The 16,921-nt window shown below is 69.2% G+C and carries 16 protein-coding genes and 1 pseudogene; 8 read left to right on the top strand and 9 right to left on the bottom strand.

From position 1 onward, the window contains the following. Nucleotides 1-7: 7 nt before the first annotated feature. The 6 genes and pseudogenes from HWX58_RS02905 to HWX58_RS02880 all read left to right on the top strand — a co-directional run bounded on the left by HWX58_RS02905 (nucleotide 8) and on the right by HWX58_RS02880 (nucleotide 5,436). The gene (locus HWX58_RS02905) at nucleotides 8-328 is read left to right on the top strand and encodes a PTS sugar transporter subunit IIB (RefSeq protein ID WP_175985547.1); all 321 of its coding nucleotides are present in this window, start codon (nucleotides 8-10) and stop codon (nucleotides 326-328) included. Then, complete coding sequence (locus HWX58_RS02900; protein ID WP_175985546.1) at nucleotides 325-606, top strand: HPr family phosphocarrier protein; 282 nt, start codon at nucleotides 325-327, stop codon at nucleotides 604-606. The genes HWX58_RS02905 and HWX58_RS02900 overlap by 4 nt, the downstream gene beginning before the upstream one ends. Beyond that, nucleotides 606-2,289 (top strand): annotated as a pseudogene (ptsP, locus tag HWX58_RS02895) (phosphoenolpyruvate--protein phosphotransferase). Before HWX58_RS02900 ends, ptsP begins: the two are co-directional and overlap by 1 nt. Then, entirely contained in the window at nucleotides 2,286-3,863 is a 1,578-nt protein-coding gene (locus HWX58_RS02890; RefSeq protein ID WP_175985545.1) for a PTS mannitol transporter subunit IIBC, read from the top strand. Before ptsP ends, HWX58_RS02890 begins: the two are co-directional and overlap by 4 nt. Continuing rightward, nucleotides 3,860-4,294 carry a PTS mannitol transporter subunit IIA gene (locus tag HWX58_RS02885; protein WP_175985544.1) on the top strand — a complete coding sequence of 145 codons (435 nt, stop codon included), beginning with the start codon at nucleotides 3,860-3,862 and terminating at the stop codon, nucleotides 4,292-4,294. Before HWX58_RS02890 ends, HWX58_RS02885 begins: the two co-directional genes overlap by 4 nt. Beyond that, the gene (locus HWX58_RS02880; protein ID WP_175985543.1) at nucleotides 4,291-5,436 is read left to right on the top strand and encodes a mannitol-1-phosphate 5-dehydrogenase; all 1,146 of its coding nucleotides are present in this window, start codon (nucleotides 4,291-4,293) and stop codon (nucleotides 5,434-5,436) included. The genes HWX58_RS02885 and HWX58_RS02880 overlap by 4 nt, the downstream gene beginning before the upstream one ends. Before the next feature lie 40 nt (nucleotides 5,437-5,476). Here HWX58_RS02880 and HWX58_RS02875 read toward each other — a convergent pair whose 3' ends face one another. The 9 genes from HWX58_RS02875 to HWX58_RS02835 form a co-directional block, all read right to left on the bottom strand. Continuing rightward, a complete protein-coding gene (locus tag HWX58_RS02875; protein WP_175985542.1) occupies nucleotides 5,477-6,331 on the bottom strand; it encodes a carbohydrate kinase family protein in 855 nt (284 codons plus the stop codon). A gap of 10 nt (nucleotides 6,332-6,341) precedes the next feature. Next, entirely contained in the window at nucleotides 6,342-7,478 is a 1,137-nt protein-coding gene (locus tag HWX58_RS02870; protein ID WP_175985541.1) for an adenosine deaminase, read from the bottom strand. Nucleotides 7,479-7,595: 117 nt separating this feature from the next. Continuing rightward, nucleotides 7,596-8,891, bottom strand: a complete 1,296-nt coding sequence (locus HWX58_RS02865; protein ID WP_175985540.1) for a thymidine phosphorylase — start codon at nucleotides 8,889-8,891, stop codon at nucleotides 7,596-7,598. Further along, a complete protein-coding gene (locus HWX58_RS02860) occupies nucleotides 8,888-9,286 on the bottom strand; it encodes a cytidine deaminase (RefSeq protein ID WP_175985539.1) in 399 nt (132 codons plus the stop codon). The genes HWX58_RS02865 and HWX58_RS02860 overlap by 4 nt, the downstream gene beginning before the upstream one ends. 14 nt (nucleotides 9,287-9,300) lie before the next feature. Beyond that, nucleotides 9,301-10,578 (bottom strand): ABC transporter permease, encoded by a 1,278-nt coding sequence (locus HWX58_RS02855; RefSeq protein WP_175985538.1) that lies wholly within the window; start codon nucleotides 10,576-10,578, stop codon nucleotides 9,301-9,303. Next, entirely contained in the window at nucleotides 10,575-11,849 is a 1,275-nt protein-coding gene (locus tag HWX58_RS02850) for an ABC transporter permease (RefSeq protein ID WP_175985537.1), read from the bottom strand. The genes HWX58_RS02855 and HWX58_RS02850 overlap by 4 nt, the downstream gene beginning before the upstream one ends. After that, a complete protein-coding gene (locus tag HWX58_RS02845) occupies nucleotides 11,846-13,372 on the bottom strand; it encodes an ABC transporter ATP-binding protein (RefSeq protein ID WP_175985536.1) in 1,527 nt (508 codons plus the stop codon). The genes HWX58_RS02850 and HWX58_RS02845 overlap by 4 nt, the downstream gene beginning before the upstream one ends. A gap of 96 nt (nucleotides 13,373-13,468) precedes the next feature. Then, nucleotides 13,469-14,563: a BMP family lipoprotein gene (locus HWX58_RS02840; protein WP_175985535.1), complete on the bottom strand. Its 1,095-nt coding sequence runs from the start codon at nucleotides 14,561-14,563 to the stop codon at nucleotides 13,469-13,471. Nucleotides 14,564-14,692: 129 nt separating this feature from the next. After that, a complete protein-coding gene (locus HWX58_RS02835; protein ID WP_175985534.1) occupies nucleotides 14,693-15,805 on the bottom strand; it encodes a mannose-1-phosphate guanylyltransferase in 1,113 nt (370 codons plus the stop codon). A 218-nt stretch (nucleotides 15,806-16,023) separates the two neighbouring features. Here HWX58_RS02835 and sdhC point away from each other — a divergent pair, with 218 nt between their 5' ends. Then, nucleotides 16,024-16,458 (top strand): succinate dehydrogenase, cytochrome b556 subunit, encoded by a 435-nt coding sequence (gene sdhC / locus HWX58_RS02830; protein WP_175985533.1) that lies wholly within the window; start codon nucleotides 16,024-16,026, stop codon nucleotides 16,456-16,458. Continuing rightward, the gene (locus HWX58_RS02825) at nucleotides 16,458-16,910 is read left to right on the top strand and encodes a succinate dehydrogenase hydrophobic membrane anchor subunit (RefSeq protein WP_175985532.1); all 453 of its coding nucleotides are present in this window, start codon (nucleotides 16,458-16,460) and stop codon (nucleotides 16,908-16,910) included. Before sdhC ends, HWX58_RS02825 begins: the two co-directional genes overlap by 1 nt. Nucleotides 16,911-16,921: the final 11 nt, after the last annotated feature.

The following is a 16,921-nucleotide window of genomic DNA, read 5'->3' as shown; positions in this document are numbered from 1 at the left end:
GGCATCGATGAGGATCCTGGTGGTGTGCGGCGCGGGCGCGTCGAGCACCTTCGTCGCCCAGCGGCTGCGGCAGGCCGCCTCCGCGGCCGGTCGCGACTGGGACACCGCCGCCGGAACAGAGAGCACGATCGCCACGGCATTCGCCGATCTCGTGCTCATCGGCCCCCACCTCGCCGACCGCGTCGACCGCATCCGCGCCGCGACCCGTGGCCCCGTGATCGTGCTCCCCGACGACGTCTTCGCCGACCGCGACGGCACCCGAACGCTCGCGATCGTCGAAGCCGCACTCGCTGATTCCCCACCGTCCACCGCGAAAGGAAAATCATGACCGAGATCTCCCGCACCGTTCGCATCGGCTCCTCCCACGGGCTGCACGCCCGCCCCGCGAAGCTGTTCGCGCAGGCTGCGAAGGATTCCGGCATCCCCGTCACGATCGCCAAGGGCGACGGCAAGCCGGTCAATGCCGCCAGCATCCTCGGCGTGATCGCGCTGGCCGTCGAGCACGGCGACTACGTCACGCTCACGGCTGACGGCGACGGCGCCGAGGGCGTCATCGACACGCTGACGGAGCTCCTGACGACCGACCACGACCAGGAGCCCGCCTGATGACCGAGATCCGCGGCGTCGGCATCGGCCAGGGCGTCGCCCAGGGCCCGGTGGTCCGCATGGCCGAGGCGCTGCCAGCGCCGGAGAATACCGCGAGTACGGCGGGCGCCGACGCCGAGCGCACCAGGGCACGCGAGGCCGTCGCGGCGGTCGCCGCCGAACTGCAGCCGCGCCGAGACCGCCGGCGGCGCGGCGCAGGAGGTCCTCGAGGCGCAGGCGATGATCGCCGAGGACCCGACCCTGCAGGACGAGGTCGACGCGCGCATCAACGACGGCGGCACCGCCGAATGGGCCGTGCACGACGCCTTCGCCGGGTTCAAGGCGACCCTCGAGGCGGTCGGGGGCTACCTCGGCGAGCGCGCGGCCGACCTCGATGACATCGCCCAGCGCGTGCTCGCCCACCTGCGCGGCGTCGACGCACCGGGCGTCCCCGATCCCGGGCATCCGTTCGTCCTCGTCGCCCGCGACCTCGCGCCGGCCGACACGGCCCTGCTGAAGCTCGACCAGGTCCTCGCGCTCATCACGACCGACGGCGGCCCCACCTCGCACACGGCGATCCTCGCCCGCGAGAAGGGCATCGTCGCGGTCGTCGGCGCTGCGGACGCGGCCTCGCTGGAGAACGGACAGCAGGTCATCGTCGATGCCGCCGCCGGCACCGTCACGACCGATCCCTCGGCCGAGGAGCTCGAGCGCGCGCAGGCGCGTGCCGACGCCAGAGCCGCGGCCGTCGACGCTCCGCCTTCCCCCGGCGCGCTCGCGGACGGCACAAAGATCGCGCTGCTGGCGAACCTCGGCAAGCCCGCGGATGCCGCGGAGGCTGTCGCGCGCGGCGCGGAGGGCGTCGGCCTGTTCCGCACGGAGTTCCTGTTCCTCTCCGCATCGCAGGCCCCGACCGTCGCCGAGCAGCGTACGTCCTACCGCGACCTGCTCAGCGCGTTCCCCGGCAAGAAGGTGGTCGTCCGGATGCTGGACGCCGGCGCCGACAAGCCCCTGGCGTTCCTCAACGACGCGCACGAGGAGAACCCCGCGCTCGGCCTTCGGGGGCTCCGATCCCTGCGCGCCAGCGAGGACATCCTCCGCGAGCAGCTCACCGCGCTCGCCGAGGCGGATGCCGAGACCGAGGCGGACCTGTGGGTCATGGCTCCGATGGTGACGACGGTCGAGGAGACGAAGTACTTCACCGGCCTCGCCCGCGAGTACGGCCTGAAGACCGCCGGTGTCATGGTCGAGGTTCCGGCGAGCGCCCTGCTGGCCGACCGCGTCCTCGCCCACGCGGACTTCGCGTCGATCGGCACGAACGACCTCACCCAGTACACGATGGCCGCCGACCGCATGCTCGGCTCCGTCGCCTCGTTCCAGAACCCGTGGCACCCTGCGGTGCTGCGGCTGGTCGGCGAGGTGGGTGCAGCCGGTGCACGCACGAGCAAACCGGTCGGCGTCTGCGGCGAGGCCGCTGCCGACCCGCTGCTCGCGCTGGTGCTCGTGGGGCTCGGCGTCACGAGCCTCTCGATGGCCCCCGCCGCCCTGGCGGACGTCAGACTCGCGCTCTCCGAGCGCACGCTCGACGAGGCGCGTCGCCTCGCCGAGATCGCCCTGGGTGCAGATGATGCAGCCGGTGCACGCAATGCCGTGGCAGAAGCCGTCACGGACCTACCCTCACACCAGAAAGAGACGACATCATGACGACGACGTCAACGACCGCCCCCGCCAGCGGTGGCGGTATCCGCGTTCGCGTGCAGAGATTCGGCACGTTCCTGTCCGGCATGATCATGCCGAACATCGCAGCGTTCATCGCCTGGGGCATCATCACCGCCCTGTTCATCGACAAAGGCTGGGTCGGCAACGACGGCCCGATCGAGGCATGGCGGTGGGCCGACTCCGCGATCCTCGGCGGCGGCGTGATCGGCGACACGCAGTACACGGGTCTGGTCGGCCCGATCATCAACTACCTGCTCCCGCTTCTGATCGCCTTCACCGGCGGCCGGATGGTGCACGGTCACCGCGGCGGCGTGGTCGGCGCCGTCGCCGCGTTCGGCGTCATCATCGGCGCGGAGGGCACGGTCATGTTCCTCGGCGCGATGATCGCCGGTCCGCTCACCGCACTCATCCTGAAGTACGTCGAAAAGCCTTGGCAGGGCAAGATCAAGCCCGGCTTCGAGATGCTCGTCGACAACTTCTCGGCCGGCTTCGTGGCGTTCTTCGCATCGCTGGCCGCGTTCTTCTGGCTCGCTCCTGTGATGAAGTGGCTCACCGACATCCTCGGCGGCGCCGTGGGATGGCTGGTCGAGACCGGACTCATCCCCCTGGCGAGCATCATCGTCGAGCCGGCGAAGGTGCTGTTCCTGAACAACGCCATCAACCACGGTGTGTTCACTCCGCTCGGAACGGATCAGTCGGCACAGACGGGCAAGAGCCTGCTGTTCCTCATCGAGGCCAACCCCGGCCCGGGCCTGGGCCTGCTCATGGCGATCACCGTGTTCGGTGTCGGCGCGGCGCGCGCCACGGCTCCCGGCGCTGCGGTCATCCAGTTCCTCGGCGGCATCCACGAGGTGTACTTCCCGTACGTCCTCGCCAAGCCCGTACTGATCCTCGGCCTCATCGCCGGCGGTGCCACCGGAGTGCTCACCAACGTGATCTTCCAGTCCGGTCTCGTCGCTCCTGCGGCTCCGGGGTCGATCTTCGCCGTGCTGTTCCAGACCGCACCGGGAAGCCACCTGGGCGTCATCCTGTCGGTCATCCTGGCCGCTGCCGTCACGTTCGTGGTCTGCATGCCGTTCCTGCTCGCCACGCGTCGACGCGACCTCGAGGCCGAGGCAGCCGGCGGCGACAAGCTCGCTGCCGCGATCGCGCAGACCGAGGCGAACAAGGGCAAGAAGTCCGAGCACCTGTCGAACCTCGCCGCACGCACGGGCTCCACTGCGGGTGCGTCGGCGCCGGCCGCGACGGCTGTCGCCACCACACCGATCCAGAACATCGTGTTCGCCTGCGATGCCGGCATGGGGTCGTCCGCGATGGGCGCGAGCGTGCTGCGCAACAAGCTCAAGAAGGCCGGCATCGAGGACGTCACGGTCACCAATGCCGCCATCGCGAACCTCGACGGCGCGGCCGACCTGGTGATCACGCAGCAGCAGCTCACCGACCGGGCGAAGGGCAAGTCCCCGAACTCGATCCATGTCTCGGTCGACAACTTCATGAATGCACCGCAGTATGAAGAGGTCGTCGAAATGGTCAAGTCCCAGAAGGAGCAGACGGAATGAGCGTTCTCGAGATCGGACAGGTCCGCATCCACTCAGGGTCTGCGACGCAGGAGGAAGCGCTGCAGGAGGCGACCGACATCCTCGTCGCCGCCGGCGCCGTGACCCCCGCGTACGTCGACGCCATGCGTCAGCGCGAGGAGACCGTGTCGACGTTCATGGGCAACGGCCTCGCCATCCCGCACGGCACGAACGAGACGAAGGAGGCGATCCTCGCCTCCGGGCTCTCGGTCGTCCGCTACGACGGCGGCGTGGACTGGGCGGGTGAGCAGGCCACGTTCGTGATCGGCATCGCCGGTCGCGGAGACGAGCATCTCGAGATCCTCTCGCAGATCGCGATCCTGTTCTCGGACGAGGACGACGTCGCGAAGCTCAACGCCGCGCAGACGCCGGACGAACTGTTCGCCCTCCTGTCGGCGGTGAACGAGGCATGAAGGCCGTCCACTTCGGCGCCGGCAACATCGGGCGCGGCTTCGTGGGGCTCCTGCTCCACGAGGGCGGGTACGAGCTCGTCTTCTCCGACGTCGCCGGCCCGCTGGTGGACGCCATCAACGCCACGGACTCGTATACGGTCCACGAGGCGGGGCCCGGCGGGGTCGACCGCGTGGTCACCGGGTACCGTGCCGTCAACAGCGCCGAGAACCCGGATGCCGTGGCCGACGAGGTCGCGACAGCCGATGTCGTCACGTGCGCCGTGGGGCCGACGGTCCTGCGCTTCATCGCCCCGGCGATCGTAGCGGGCCTCGCCCGCCGCTCCCCCGATCTGCCGCCTCTGAAGGTCATGGCGTGCGAGAACGCGATCGGGGCCACCGATCAGCTGCGCGCCGAGATCGAGAAGATCGACCCCGCGGCGGCGGGACGCGCCGTCTACGCCAACACGGCCGTCGACCGGATCGTGCCCGCGCAGCCGGCGGGGGCCGGCATCGACGTCACCGTCGAGCCGTACTACGAGTGGGCGATCGAGTCCGGGCCGTTCGAGGGCGACCTGCCGAGCATCCCCGGCGCGCACTTCGTCGACGACCTCGGCCCGTACATCGAGCGCAAGCTGTTCACGGTCAACACCGGTCACGCCGCGACGGCGTACTTCGGCGCGCAGGCGGGCATCGAGCGGATCTCCGACGCTCTCGCCGACCCGTCGATCGCCGCGCGTGTCAGCGCCGCCCTCGAAGAGACCAGCGCGATGCTCTCGGCCGTCCACGGGCTTGATCCCGAGGAGCTCGCCGCCTATCGGGCGAAGATCCTCGACCGGTTCCGCAATCCCGAGCTCGTCGACACCGTGCAGCGCGTCGGCCGCCAGCCGCTGCGCAAGCTGTCGCGGCACGAGCGCTTCATCGGGCCGGCGGCGCAGGCGGCGGAGCGCGGCCTGCCGACATCGGCCGTCGTCGCCGCGATCGCGGCGACGACGGCCTTCGACGACCCCGCCGACGAGCAGTCCGTCGAGCTGCAGCGGAGGCTGGGTGCGGACGACCCCGTCGCGCTCACCGCGGACGTGACCGGCCTCGAGCCGGGGCATCCGCTCTTCTCCGCCGTGCACGCGGTGTTCGCCGCACGTCAGCGGGAGTTGCGCGCGCTCTGATCCGCCCCGTGCGGAGGGGGTGGGCCGGCCGGCCCGCCGCTCAGAGGACGGCGTCGAGCAGCGGATGCAGGTGCCTGCTGCCGAGCACGACCGCTGCGGCTTCGGCACCGGCCCGCAGCGCGCGATCGAGTGGCGCACCCGCGAGCCGGGCGGCGAGCACGCCGGCGAAGAACCCGTCTCCGGCGCCGTTCGTGTCGACGACATCGGCGGGGACGGCATCCACGCGGTGCACCTCCTCTGCCTCGTCGACGGCCACGGCTCCCTCTGCGCCCAGCGTGCACACGGCCAGCGATGCGCCGGCGGCGACGCGCGAGCGCAGGAACTCCACGGGGTCGGCGAGGCGGTCGGCGTTGCAGAACACCGCGTCCGCGGCGGCGAGGAACGGTCGGTGGTACGCGGCGGCGCCGTCGTAGTCGTGCACGTCCACCCAGACCGGCCGGCCGGCCGCCTCCGCGAGCGGCAGGAGGCGGCGGGGCTCCTCCGCCAGGTCGAGCACCACGATCTCGGCTTGCGCCATGGCGGAGCGCACCTCGCGCGGAGGCGGAAGGGCCGATGCCGACGGCGCCGAGAGGTACAGCGACACCCGGCCACCGGCCGCCGTCATGAGGTTCACGTGGCGCTCGGTCGCCTCGGTCTGCCCCCAGACCGTCTCGACACCCGCAGAAGCGAGCGCCGAGCGCACCCGCGAACCGTGGTCATCGTCGGCCGCGAGGGCGTACAGCGTCGCGGGCACGCCGAGAGCGGTGAGGCTCAGGGCCTTCCCGGCGCTGGTTCCCCCGAGCGTGTCCCAGCTCGCCTGGGCGAACTGCATGTGCGGCTCGGGCTCCGGCAGCCGATCCAGCACGATGATCGAGTTCCACGACGCGGGGCCCGCGATGAAGACGGCCGAACTCATGACAGACGCCTCACGCCCGCCGGAAACCCTCGGCGATCATCTCGACGAGCTCCTCGCGCTCCTCGACGGGCAGGAACGTCGCCGCCGCGGCGTTGAACTGGAAGGTCTCCAGGTCGTCGAGGTCGTACCCGAACGCGTCGACGAGCAGGGCGAGCTCGCGCGTGAGCGAGGTGCGGCTCATCGTGCGGTTGTCGACGTTCACCGTGACGGCGAACCCGAGCTGGTAGAGCAGGTCGAACGGGTGGTCGGCGAGTTCGGCGCCCCACGCCTCGATCGCGCCTGTGTGCACGTTCGAGGACGGCGAGAGCTCGAGCGGGATCTCGCGGTCGCGTACCCAGCGGGCGAGGTCGCCGAAGCGGACCTGCACCTCTTCTCCGTCGCGGCCCATGACCTCGAGATCCGACACGATGCGCACACCGTGCCCCAGACGCAGTGCCCGGCCGTCGAGCAGCGCGCTGCGGATCGACGCGAGACCCGCCGCCTCTCCGGCGTGCACGGTCACGGGCATGAAGTTCGCCGCGAGCAGGTCGAACGCCTCGCGATGATCGGATGCCGGGAACCCGTCCTCGGGGCCCGCGATGTCGAAGCCGACCACGCCGTCCTCGCGGTGGTCGAGGGCGAGCTCGGCGATCTCGAGAGCCCGGTCGTTCTGACGCATCGCGCTGAGGATCTGGCCGACGCGGATGCTCCGACCATCGCGGTCCGCCGCATCCTCCCCCTCTTCGATCCCCTGCTGCACGGCGTCGACGGCGTCATCCAGCGAGAGTCCGCCCGACAAGTGCTGTTCGGGCGCCCAGCGCACCTCGCCGTAGATGACGCCGTCCTCGGCGAGGTCTTCGACGAACTCACGCGCGACGCGCGTGAGCGCCTCGGCCGACTGCATGACGCCCACGGTCAGGTCGAACGTCTTGAGGTAGTTCACCAGCGACCCGGAGTCGGCCTGAGAACCGAACCAGTCGCCGAGCGCGCGCCCGTCGCTCACTGAGCCCGTCGAAGTGTGCGGCAGCTCGAGCCCGATCTCCTGTGCGAGCTCGACGACGGTCGCCGGGCGTACGGCGCCGTCGAGGTGGTCGTGCAGCGAGATCTTCGGCAGGGAGCGCAGCGACGCGCCCTGGACCTTGACGTCACCGTCGGATGCGATCGACATGATGGGGTGTCCTCCCGATTGCGGGTCGTTGAGCGAGCGGGTCGTTGAGCGAGCGAAGACAGCGGTGTGCTGAGCGAGGGAGTCGAAACGTGCGCCCCGACCGCCAGCCGCCCCAGCCTACGCGGTGATGCGCTCGCGGACGAGGGGGCCGATCTCGGGTGCGGCGTCGCCGATCTCCCAGGCTCCCTCGACGGCCTCCAGCGCCCTGGCGAATCGCGCCTCGTCCTCGGCGGACAGCGTGAACAGGGGCTGCCCTGCGCTCACCCGGTCTCCGGGCTTGGCGTGCAGGTCGATGCCGGCGGCGTGGACGACCTGATCCTCGGCACGAGCGCGACCCGCTCCCAGGCGCCAGGCCGCGATGCCGAACGGCAGGGCATCCATGCGGGCGACGACACCGTCGGCTTCTGCCGTGACGACGTGCGTCTCGCGAGCCGTCGGCAACGCGGCATCCGGGTCGCCGTCCTGCGCCCGGATCATGGCCTTCCATACGTCCATCGCGGCTCCGCCGTCCAGCGCGCGCTCGACGTCGGCATCCGGGAGACCCGCGAGAGCGAGCATCTCGCGAGCCAGGGCGATCGTCAGCTCGCGAACGTCTGCGGGCCCACCGCCGGCGAGGATCTCGACGGACTCGCGGACCTCGTTGGCGTTACCGATCGCGAGGCCGAGCGGCACGTTCATGTCGGTCAGAAGCGCCGTCGTGGCCACACCGGAATCGGTTCCGAGTGCCACCATGGTCTGTGCGAGCTCGCGGGCACGGTCGATGTCCTGCATGAACGCCCCGGAGCCGAACTTCACGTCGAGCACGAGCGCGTCGGTGCCCTCGGCGATCTTCTTCGACATGATGCTCGATGCGATGAGCGGGATGGCCTCGACCGTTCCTGTCACGTCGCGCAGCGCGTACAGCTTCTTGTCTGCGGGGGCGAGACCGGAACCCGCAGCGCAGATCACCGCGCCGACGTCGCCCTGCATCTGCGCGAACATCTCCTCGTTCGACAGCGCCGCGCGCCACCCGGGGATGGACTCGAGCTTGTCGAGCGTCCCGCCGGTGTGGCCGAGACCCCGACCGCTCAGCTGCGGGACGGCGACGCCGAAGGATGCCACCAGCGGAGCCAGTGGAAGCGTGATCTTGTCTCCGACACCGCCCGTGGAGTGCTTGTCGACGGTGCGCTTGCCGAGCTCGCCGAAGCTCATCCGCTCCCCCGACGCGATCATCGCGTCGGTGAGCACGCGGATCTCGTCGCGCTCCATCCCCCGCTGGAAGACCGCCATCGCGAACGACGCCATCTGCGCGTCCGAGACGTAGCCGCGGGTATAGGCGTCAACCATCCAGCGCAGGGCCGGCTCGGGGACGGCGCCGCCGTCGCGCTTGGCCCTGATGACATCGATCGCGTCGAACGGCTCCGGAGTCGTCATCGCACGTCCTCCAGGTCGCGCGGCCCGAACGCGTCGGGCAGGACTTCATCGATCGTCCGGATGCCGGACACGGTCTCCAGCAGCATCTCGGGCATGGCGTGCTCGAACAGCAGCTGGCGGCAGCGCCCGCACGGCATGATGGTCTGTCCCTCGCCGTTCACGCACACGAACGCGACGAGCTGACCGCCGCCGGACATGTGCAGATCGCCGACCAGGGCGCACTCCGCGCACAGTCCGACGCCGTACGACGCGTTCTCGACGTTGCATCCGGCGACGATGCGGCCGTCGGAGACGAGAGCCGCCGCACCCACCTTGTACCGCGAATACGGGGCGTACGCCTTCTGCATGGCCTCGGTGGCGACGTGACGAAGCTCGTCCCAATCGATGTCTGTCATGGCTCCTTCTCGACTCAGCTCTTGATGTACGGTTCGCCGTCTGCGGCGGGTGCCCGGGAGCGGCCGACGAGTCCGGCGACCGCGAAGATCGTGACGATGTACGGCAGCATGAGCATGAACTGGCTCGGCACGGGCGATCCGATCACCGACAGAACGCCCTGCAGGTTCGTCGCGAACCCGAACAGCAGCGCCGCGAACGTCGCCCGGATCGGGTCCCACTTTCCGAAGATCACCGCGGCCAGGGCGATGAAGCCGGCACCGGCGGTCATCTCCTGGTTGAAGCGCGGAACCGACACGAGCGTGTAGAACGCCCCGCCGAGACCGGCCACAGCACCGGCGAGCAGCACGGCTCGGTAGCGGGTCGCGAGCACCTTGATGCCCACGGTGTCGGCCGCCTGCGGGTGCTCGCCGACCGAGCGCAGCCGCAGTCCCCAGCGGGTGCGGTACAGGCCGAACCACACGAGGGCGACCACCACGTACATCAGGTAGACGATGAACGACTGGCGGAACAGGATCGGCCCGATCACCGGGATCTCGCTGAGGACGGGGATCGCGACCGCGTTGAACGTCTCGGGGCTGTTCAGCGTCTCGGTGTTCGGCGCCAGCACCTGCCGGAACAGGAACGTCGTGAGGCCGATGACGAGCACGTTCAGGACGACGCCGACGATGACCTGGTCGACGAAGTACGTGATCGTGAACACACCGAGCACGAGGGCCACGAGCATGCCGGCGACCATGGCGGCCACCAGGCCCGCCCACGGCGAACCCGCGAGCGAGGCCGCGACGGCGGCCGAGAAGGCGCCGGCGAGCAGCTGCGCCTCGATGGCGATGTTCACAACACCGGCGCGCTCGCCGATCACGCCGCCGAGCGCGCCGAAGATGAGCGGTGTCGCAAGCGCCAGAGCGCCACCGAGCAGTCCGATCATCGGCAACGTGCTGCCGGCGGCAGCCCACGCGAGGAACCCGATCATGAGCACCGCGACGTAGACGATGACCAGCCACAGCGGGATCTTGCGCCTCCCGGATACGAGGAGGAACGCGAACACCGTGGCTGCGGCGAGCAGGACCACGGCGATCCAGGCGGTCGCCGTGGCCGGCAGCACGACGTCGGGGACGGTGAAGAACGCCTCACCTGCGGACAGTCGGAAGGTCGTCGCGCCTTCGCGCGGGGCCAGCAGCGGCAGCAGGGCGAACAGCACGGTGAAGATCGCGAAGATCACCGGTGCCTTCCAGGAGACGACGGTCACTCGACGCTGCTCGTCGCTGACGACGGGTTCGGCCGTGACGGTCATGCGGACACCTCCTCGGCGATCTGCGCCGCATTCTTCTTCGGCTTCTTGGGCTTCTTGCGGGCTCCGGGCTGCGGCAGGCCGAACATCGCCCGCACCAGCGGCGGGGCGGCGATGAACAGCACGATGAGCGACTGGACGACCAGCACGATCTCGATCGGGATGCCCTGCGACGACTGCATCGTGAACCCGCCGGTCTTGAACGCACCGAACAGGAGGCCGGCGGCGAGGATGCCCAGCGGAGAGGAACGGCCGAGCAGTGCCACGGTGATCGCGTCGAAGCCGATGCCGGCGTCGATCGCGCCGCCGAAGCCGCTCGTCTCGGTGCCGAGGATCTGGCTGATGCCGGCGATGCCGACCAGGGCGCCGGCGATGAGCATGACCACCAGGTACATGCGTCCGACGTCGATGCCGGCGACGCGCGCCGCGGCCGGGTTCTCACCGACGGCGCGGAACCGGAAGCCGAGCGACGAGCGCTCCAGCAGCCACCACGTGAACGCGACAGCGACGAGGGCGAGCAGGAAGCCGGCGTGCAGCTTGTACTGCGGCCCGAGCAGCTGCGGCAGCACCGCGGTGTCGGGCATCGGGGCTGTCTTCGGGTTGCTGGAGCCCGGCGCCTGCAGGATGCCCTGCGTCGCCAGCATCCACGCCAGGAGGTAGAACGCGATGTGATTGAGCATGATCGTCGTGATCACCTCGTGGGCTCCGGTGCGCGCCTTGAGGAGACCGGCGATGCCGGCCCAGATCGCACCGGCGATCATACCGGCGACGATCGCGGCGATCAGGTGCAGCCCCATGGGCAGGTCCCACTGGGTGGCGACGTAGCCGCCGGCCGCGGCGGCCATGAGCATCTGCCCCTGACCACCGATGTTGAACAAGCCGGCGCGGAAGGCCAGACCGACGCCGAGGCCGGCCGCGATCAGGGGCGTGGCGAACTTCAGCGTCTCCGTGAGCGGGCGGATGCCGATAGCGAAGCTGTCGGCGTTGAAGTTGTAGATCGCTCCGCGGAACAGAGCGGCGTAGGCACCGGCGACGGCATCCCAGACGGCACCGATCATGTCCATCGGGCGGGCGAAGAAGTACCCGGCAGTCGTCTGGACCTCTTCATTGGTCGCGGCGATCATGATCGAGCCGACCACGACCGCGATCAGAACGGCGAGAACCGAGATGATCCCGTTGCCCTGCACGATCGCCTGCATGGCAAGCCGCCAGCGGGACGGAGCGACCTTCGTTTCGGGTGCGGCGAGCGGGCTCTGCGGCTGGGTGGCGCTCATGCGCTGGCCTCCTCGGTCGCGGCGGTCTCGGACATGCCGGCCATCATCAGGCCGAGGCGTTCACGGGAGGTGTTCCCCGGCACGATGCCGACGACCTGGCCCCGGTACATCACGAGGATCCTGTCGGCAAGGGCGGCCACCTCGTCGAGCTCGGTAGAGATCACGATCACGGGCACTCCGGCGTCGCGGGTGTCGATCAGGCGCTTGTGGATGAACTCGATGGAACCGACGTCGACGCCGCGGGTGGGCTGGGCTGCGACGAACAGCGACAGGTCGCGGCTCAGCTCGCGGGCGAGGACGACCTTCTGCTGGTTTCCGCCGGAGAGACGCCCCGCGGCCTGCGACGGGCCCTGCGTGCGGATGTCGAACTCGGTGATCTTCTCGCGCGCGAACGCGTCGAGGGCGCCGCGCCTGACCGTACCCGCGCTGACGAAGGGTGCGCCGTGCGAGCGGTCGAGCATGAGGTTCTCGGCGATGGTGAACTCCTTCACCAGGCCGTCGACGCTGCGGTCCTCGGGGACGAACCCGACACCGGCGTCGAGGATGTCGCGGACCGACCGGCCGATCAGTTCCTGCCCGTCGAGGCGGATGCTGCCGCGGACGTGGTCCTGCAGACCGATGATCGCCTCGGTGAGCTCGGTCTGGCCGTTGCCCTGCACACCGGCGATCGCGAGGATCTCACCGCCGCGGACCTCGAAGGAGGCCTCGTCGACGAGCACGGTGCCTACCCGATCGGTGACCGTGAGTCCCTCGACGACGAGCGAGTTGGTCCGGACGTTCGGCGCGTCCTTCTGCACCGTCAGCTCGACGGCGCGCCCGACCATGAGGGAGGCGAGCTCCTCGTTGGTCGCGGTCGGCGAGGCCTCGCCGACGACCTTGCCCAGGCGGATGACGGTGATGCGGTCCGCGACCTCGCGGACCTCGCGCAGCTTGTGGGTGATGAACACGATCGAGGTGCCCTGCGACTTCAACTGCCGCATGGTGTTCATCAGCTCGTCGGTCTCCTGCGGGGTGAGCACCGCAGTCGGCTCGTCGAACACGAGCACGCGGGCGTCGCGGGAGAGCGCCTTGATGATCTCGACGCGCTGCTGCACGCCGACAGGGAGCTCCTCGACGATCGCGTCCGGGTCGACGTCGAACCCGAAGCGATCGGAGATCTCGCGCACACGCTTGCGGGCGGCGGCGAGGTCGAGCCGTCCGCCGAACTTCGTCTGCTCGTTGCCGAGCATGACGTTCTCGGCGACGGTGAAGACGGGGATGAGCATGAAGTGCTGGTGCACCATGCCGATACCGGCGGCCATCGCATCGCCGGGGCCGGAGAAGTGCTGCACCTCGTCGTCGAGGAGGATGTCGCCTTCGTCGGCCTGGTACAGGCCGTACAGCACGTTCATGAGCGTCGACTTGCCGGCGCCGTTCTCGCCGAGGAGGCAGTGGATCTCGCCGGGTTCGACGGCGAGATCGATGTGGTCGTTCGCCGTCAGCGCGCCGAATCTCTTCGTGATGCCGCGCAGTTCAAGCTTCATGTGGTCGATCCTATTCAGCAGACCTCGGTCTGCGGGAGTAGCCGGACAGAACGAGACGAGGAGGCCGGCTCTCGCCGGCCTCCCCGTCTCAGAGCGTCACTCGCTGAGGTAGGACGTGACGGGCACGGTGCCGTCGATGATGTCCTGCTGCAGCTGTGCGACCTCGTCCTGCAGACCTGCGTCGACCTTGTCGGCGAAGTTGTGCAGGTCGGCGATGCCGACGCCCTCGTTCTCGAGCGTTCCGATGTACGCCGCGGGGTCGAACTCGCCCTTGCCGCTGGCGAGGACGGCCTGGTAGGTCGACAGGTCCATGGCCTTCAGGACCGAGGTGAGGACGACGTCGGCCGTGCTCGGGTCGGTCACGAACAGGTCGGCGTCGGCGCCGATGAGGGCGATGTCCTTGCCGGACTCCTTGATCGCCTGCTGAGCCGACTGGTAGATCGGTCCGCCGACGGGGAGGATGACGTCGACACCCTGGTCGAGGATGTTCACGGCGACCTGCTTGGCGTCCTGGTTGGCCTCGAAGCCACCGGTGAACGAGCCGGTCTTGCCGTCCCACCCGACGACCTGGACGTCGGTGCCCTTGACCTCGTTGTAGTGGTCGACGCCCTGCTTGAAGCCGTCCATGAAGATCGTCACGGTCGGGAACTCCATGCCGCCGAAGGTTCCGACCTTGCCGGTTTTCGAGTAGCCGGCCGACAGGTAGCCGGCGAGGAATGCCGCCTGAGCGGTGTCGTACAGGAGCGGCTTGACGTTCTCGGCGTCCTTCTTGCCGTCGAAGTCGTTGTCGGCGGCGTCGTCGACGAGGATGAAGTCGACGTCGGGGTTGGCGTTCGCCGCCTCGACGGTCGCGGCCGAGAGCGCGAAGCCGACGGCGACGATGGCGTTGCAGCCCTCGTCGACGAGGTTGGTCACGTTGGGGCCGTACTCGGTCTCGGCGTTGGACTGGACGTCCTTGAGGTCGACGCCGAGCTCGTCCGCGGCCTTCTGCGAGCCCTCGAACGACAGCTGGTTGAACGACTTGTCGTCGAATCCGCCCATGTCGGACACGATGCAGGGCAGGAAGTCGATCTCCTCGCCACCGGCGTTCCCGCCGTTGCTCTCGGGAGCGGCTCCACAGCCTGCGAGTGCGACGGCGACGCCGGTCGCCACGATCGCGGCGAGAGCGCGCTTTCGGGTGGAAATGGTCACGTAAGCCTCCACGACTACTGGCCTGCGCCGATCGCAGGGTCCGTCTGGCTAAGTTACCCAGTGTCACGGCGTCCGCACCGCCCAAGACGGTTAATGGTTACAAACTCGCAACAGACCCGTGGCGTGCGCTCAGAGGACGTCGCCGCGACCGGTGAGCTTGAGCGATTCGACGACGCCCTTCACGCGCTGCGCGTGCTCCGCCGTGGTGACCAGCAGAGCATCCTCGGTGTCGACCACGACGATGTCCTTCACACCCACCAGGCTGATCACGCGGGAGGTCTGGCTGACGAGGATCCCGGTCGCGGCATCCGACAGCACGCGGGCCCTGGGGCCGAGGACGGCGAGGTCGTTCTTGCGTCCGCCCGAGATGAGCTTGGTGAGCGAGGCGAAATCCCCCACGTCATCCCAGTCGAAGTGTCCGGGGATCACGGCGAGGCGCCCCTTGTCGGCGGCGGGTTCGGCGACCGCGTAGTCGATGGCGATCTTCTTCAGCCGCGGCCAGACCCGGTCGACGACGGGACCGCGGCGGGCGCGGTCGTCCCACGCCTCGGCGAGCTCGAGGAGACCGGCGTGCAGCTCGGGCTCGTTCGCGGCGAGCTCGTCGAGCAGCACGCTCGCCTTCGAGATGAACATGCCGGCGTTCCACAGGAACGACCGGTCGGCGTAGTACTGCTTGGCCGTCTCCAGATCGGGCTTCTCGACGAAGCGCTCGACGGTCGCAGCCTCCGGGGCGTCGTCGACGACCAGCTCGTCGCCCTTCTGGATGTATCCGAAGCCGACAGACGGCTCCGACGGCTGGATGCCGATGGTGCAGATGTAGCCGGCACGAGCGACGGCGACGGCCTGCTGGACGGCGAACTCGAACGTGCGCGTGCCGCGGATGACGTGGTCTGCGGCGAAGGAGCCGATGATGACGTCCGGGTCGCGACGGTGCAGGATCGCCGCCGCGAGTCCGATGGCTGCGGCCGACTCCCGCGGCTCGGACTCGAGGAAGACGTTCTTATCGGGGATGCCGGGCAATTCGGACTCGACGGCGGCGCGGTGCGCGCGCCCGGTGACGACCGCGATCCGATCGGGGCCCGTCATGGGCTCGAGTCGATCCCAGGTGTCGCGCAGCAGGGAGTTGCCGGAGCCGGTGAGATCATGCAGGAACTTGGGTGCGTCCGCCCTGGACAGCGGCCAGAGCCGGCTGCCGATTCCGCCGGCGGGGATCACTGCGTAGAAGTCGTCGAACGGCGCCATGCGCTCAGCCTATCCGCCGCCGATCCGGAGCCCCTCGGCACGATAGCCGAGCCGAATCGTGACGATGCAGAACGAACATGATCGCCCCGCCCCTTAGGGTCGCCTTCGTCGCACCCAGCGTTCTGACAGGAATAGGATGGTGCACGGCCGGGCACGTCCAGCGGTCTGTTCAGACCCGCACGTGCTACCCGACCTCGCATCGATCAGGGAGGACGACCGTGTCCGCAGGCACACGCTTGACACCGTCGATTTCGGAAACCACGTCCAAGACCCCGCGCGGCACTCTGTACCGCGGTCGTGAGGGCATGTGGTCATGGGTGCTTCACCGCATCACCGGAGTCGCCATCTTCTTCTTCCTTCTCGTGCACGTGCTCGATACGGCACTGATCCGGGTCTCCCCCGAGGCGTACAACGCCGTGATCGGCACGTACAAGAACCCCGTCATGGCTCTGGGTGAAGTGGTGCTGGTAGGCGCCATCGTGTTCCACGCCATGAACGGCCTGCGAATCATCCTCGTCGACTTCTGGTCGAAGGGCGCGCGGTACCAGCGCCAGATGTTCTGGGGCGTCATCGCCGTCTGGGTCGTGCTCATGGCCGGCTTCACCGGGCGCCACCTGTCGCTCGCGTTCGCCGGGTTCGGAGGGGGTCACTGATGTCCGCACAGACCATCGCCGCACCGGCGCGCCGCCGCCGCGGCGTCAACCTCGAGAAGTGGGGCTGGATGTTCATGCGAGCATCCGGCGTCGTGCTGATCGTCCTCATCTTCGGCCACCTGTTCGTCAACCTCATGGTCGGCGACGGAATCCACGCGCTGGACTTCGCATTCATCGCCGGCAAGTTCGCCACGCCGTTCTGGCAGTGGTGGGACGTGCTGATGCTGTGGCTCGCCTTCATCCACGGCGGCAACGGCATGCGCACGATCGTCAACGACTACGCCACCAATGACAAGGTCCGCAAGGCCCTCGTCGGCGCGATCGTCCTCGCAGCGGGCCTGCTGATCATCCTCGGCACCCTGGTCGTCTTCACGTTCGACCCGTGCCTGGGCGTCACCGAGTCCAGCACGCTGTGGGACACCTGCGTGGCTGCGGGCGTCGTCGGAAACTGACAAGAGAGCAT

It is taken from the genome of Microbacterium tenebrionis (genome assembly GCF_903645325.1).
GTDB lineage: Bacteria > Actinomycetota > Actinomycetes > Actinomycetales > Microbacteriaceae > Microbacterium > Microbacterium tenebrionis.
This window is presented reverse-complemented; position numbering and strand designations above follow the sequence as displayed.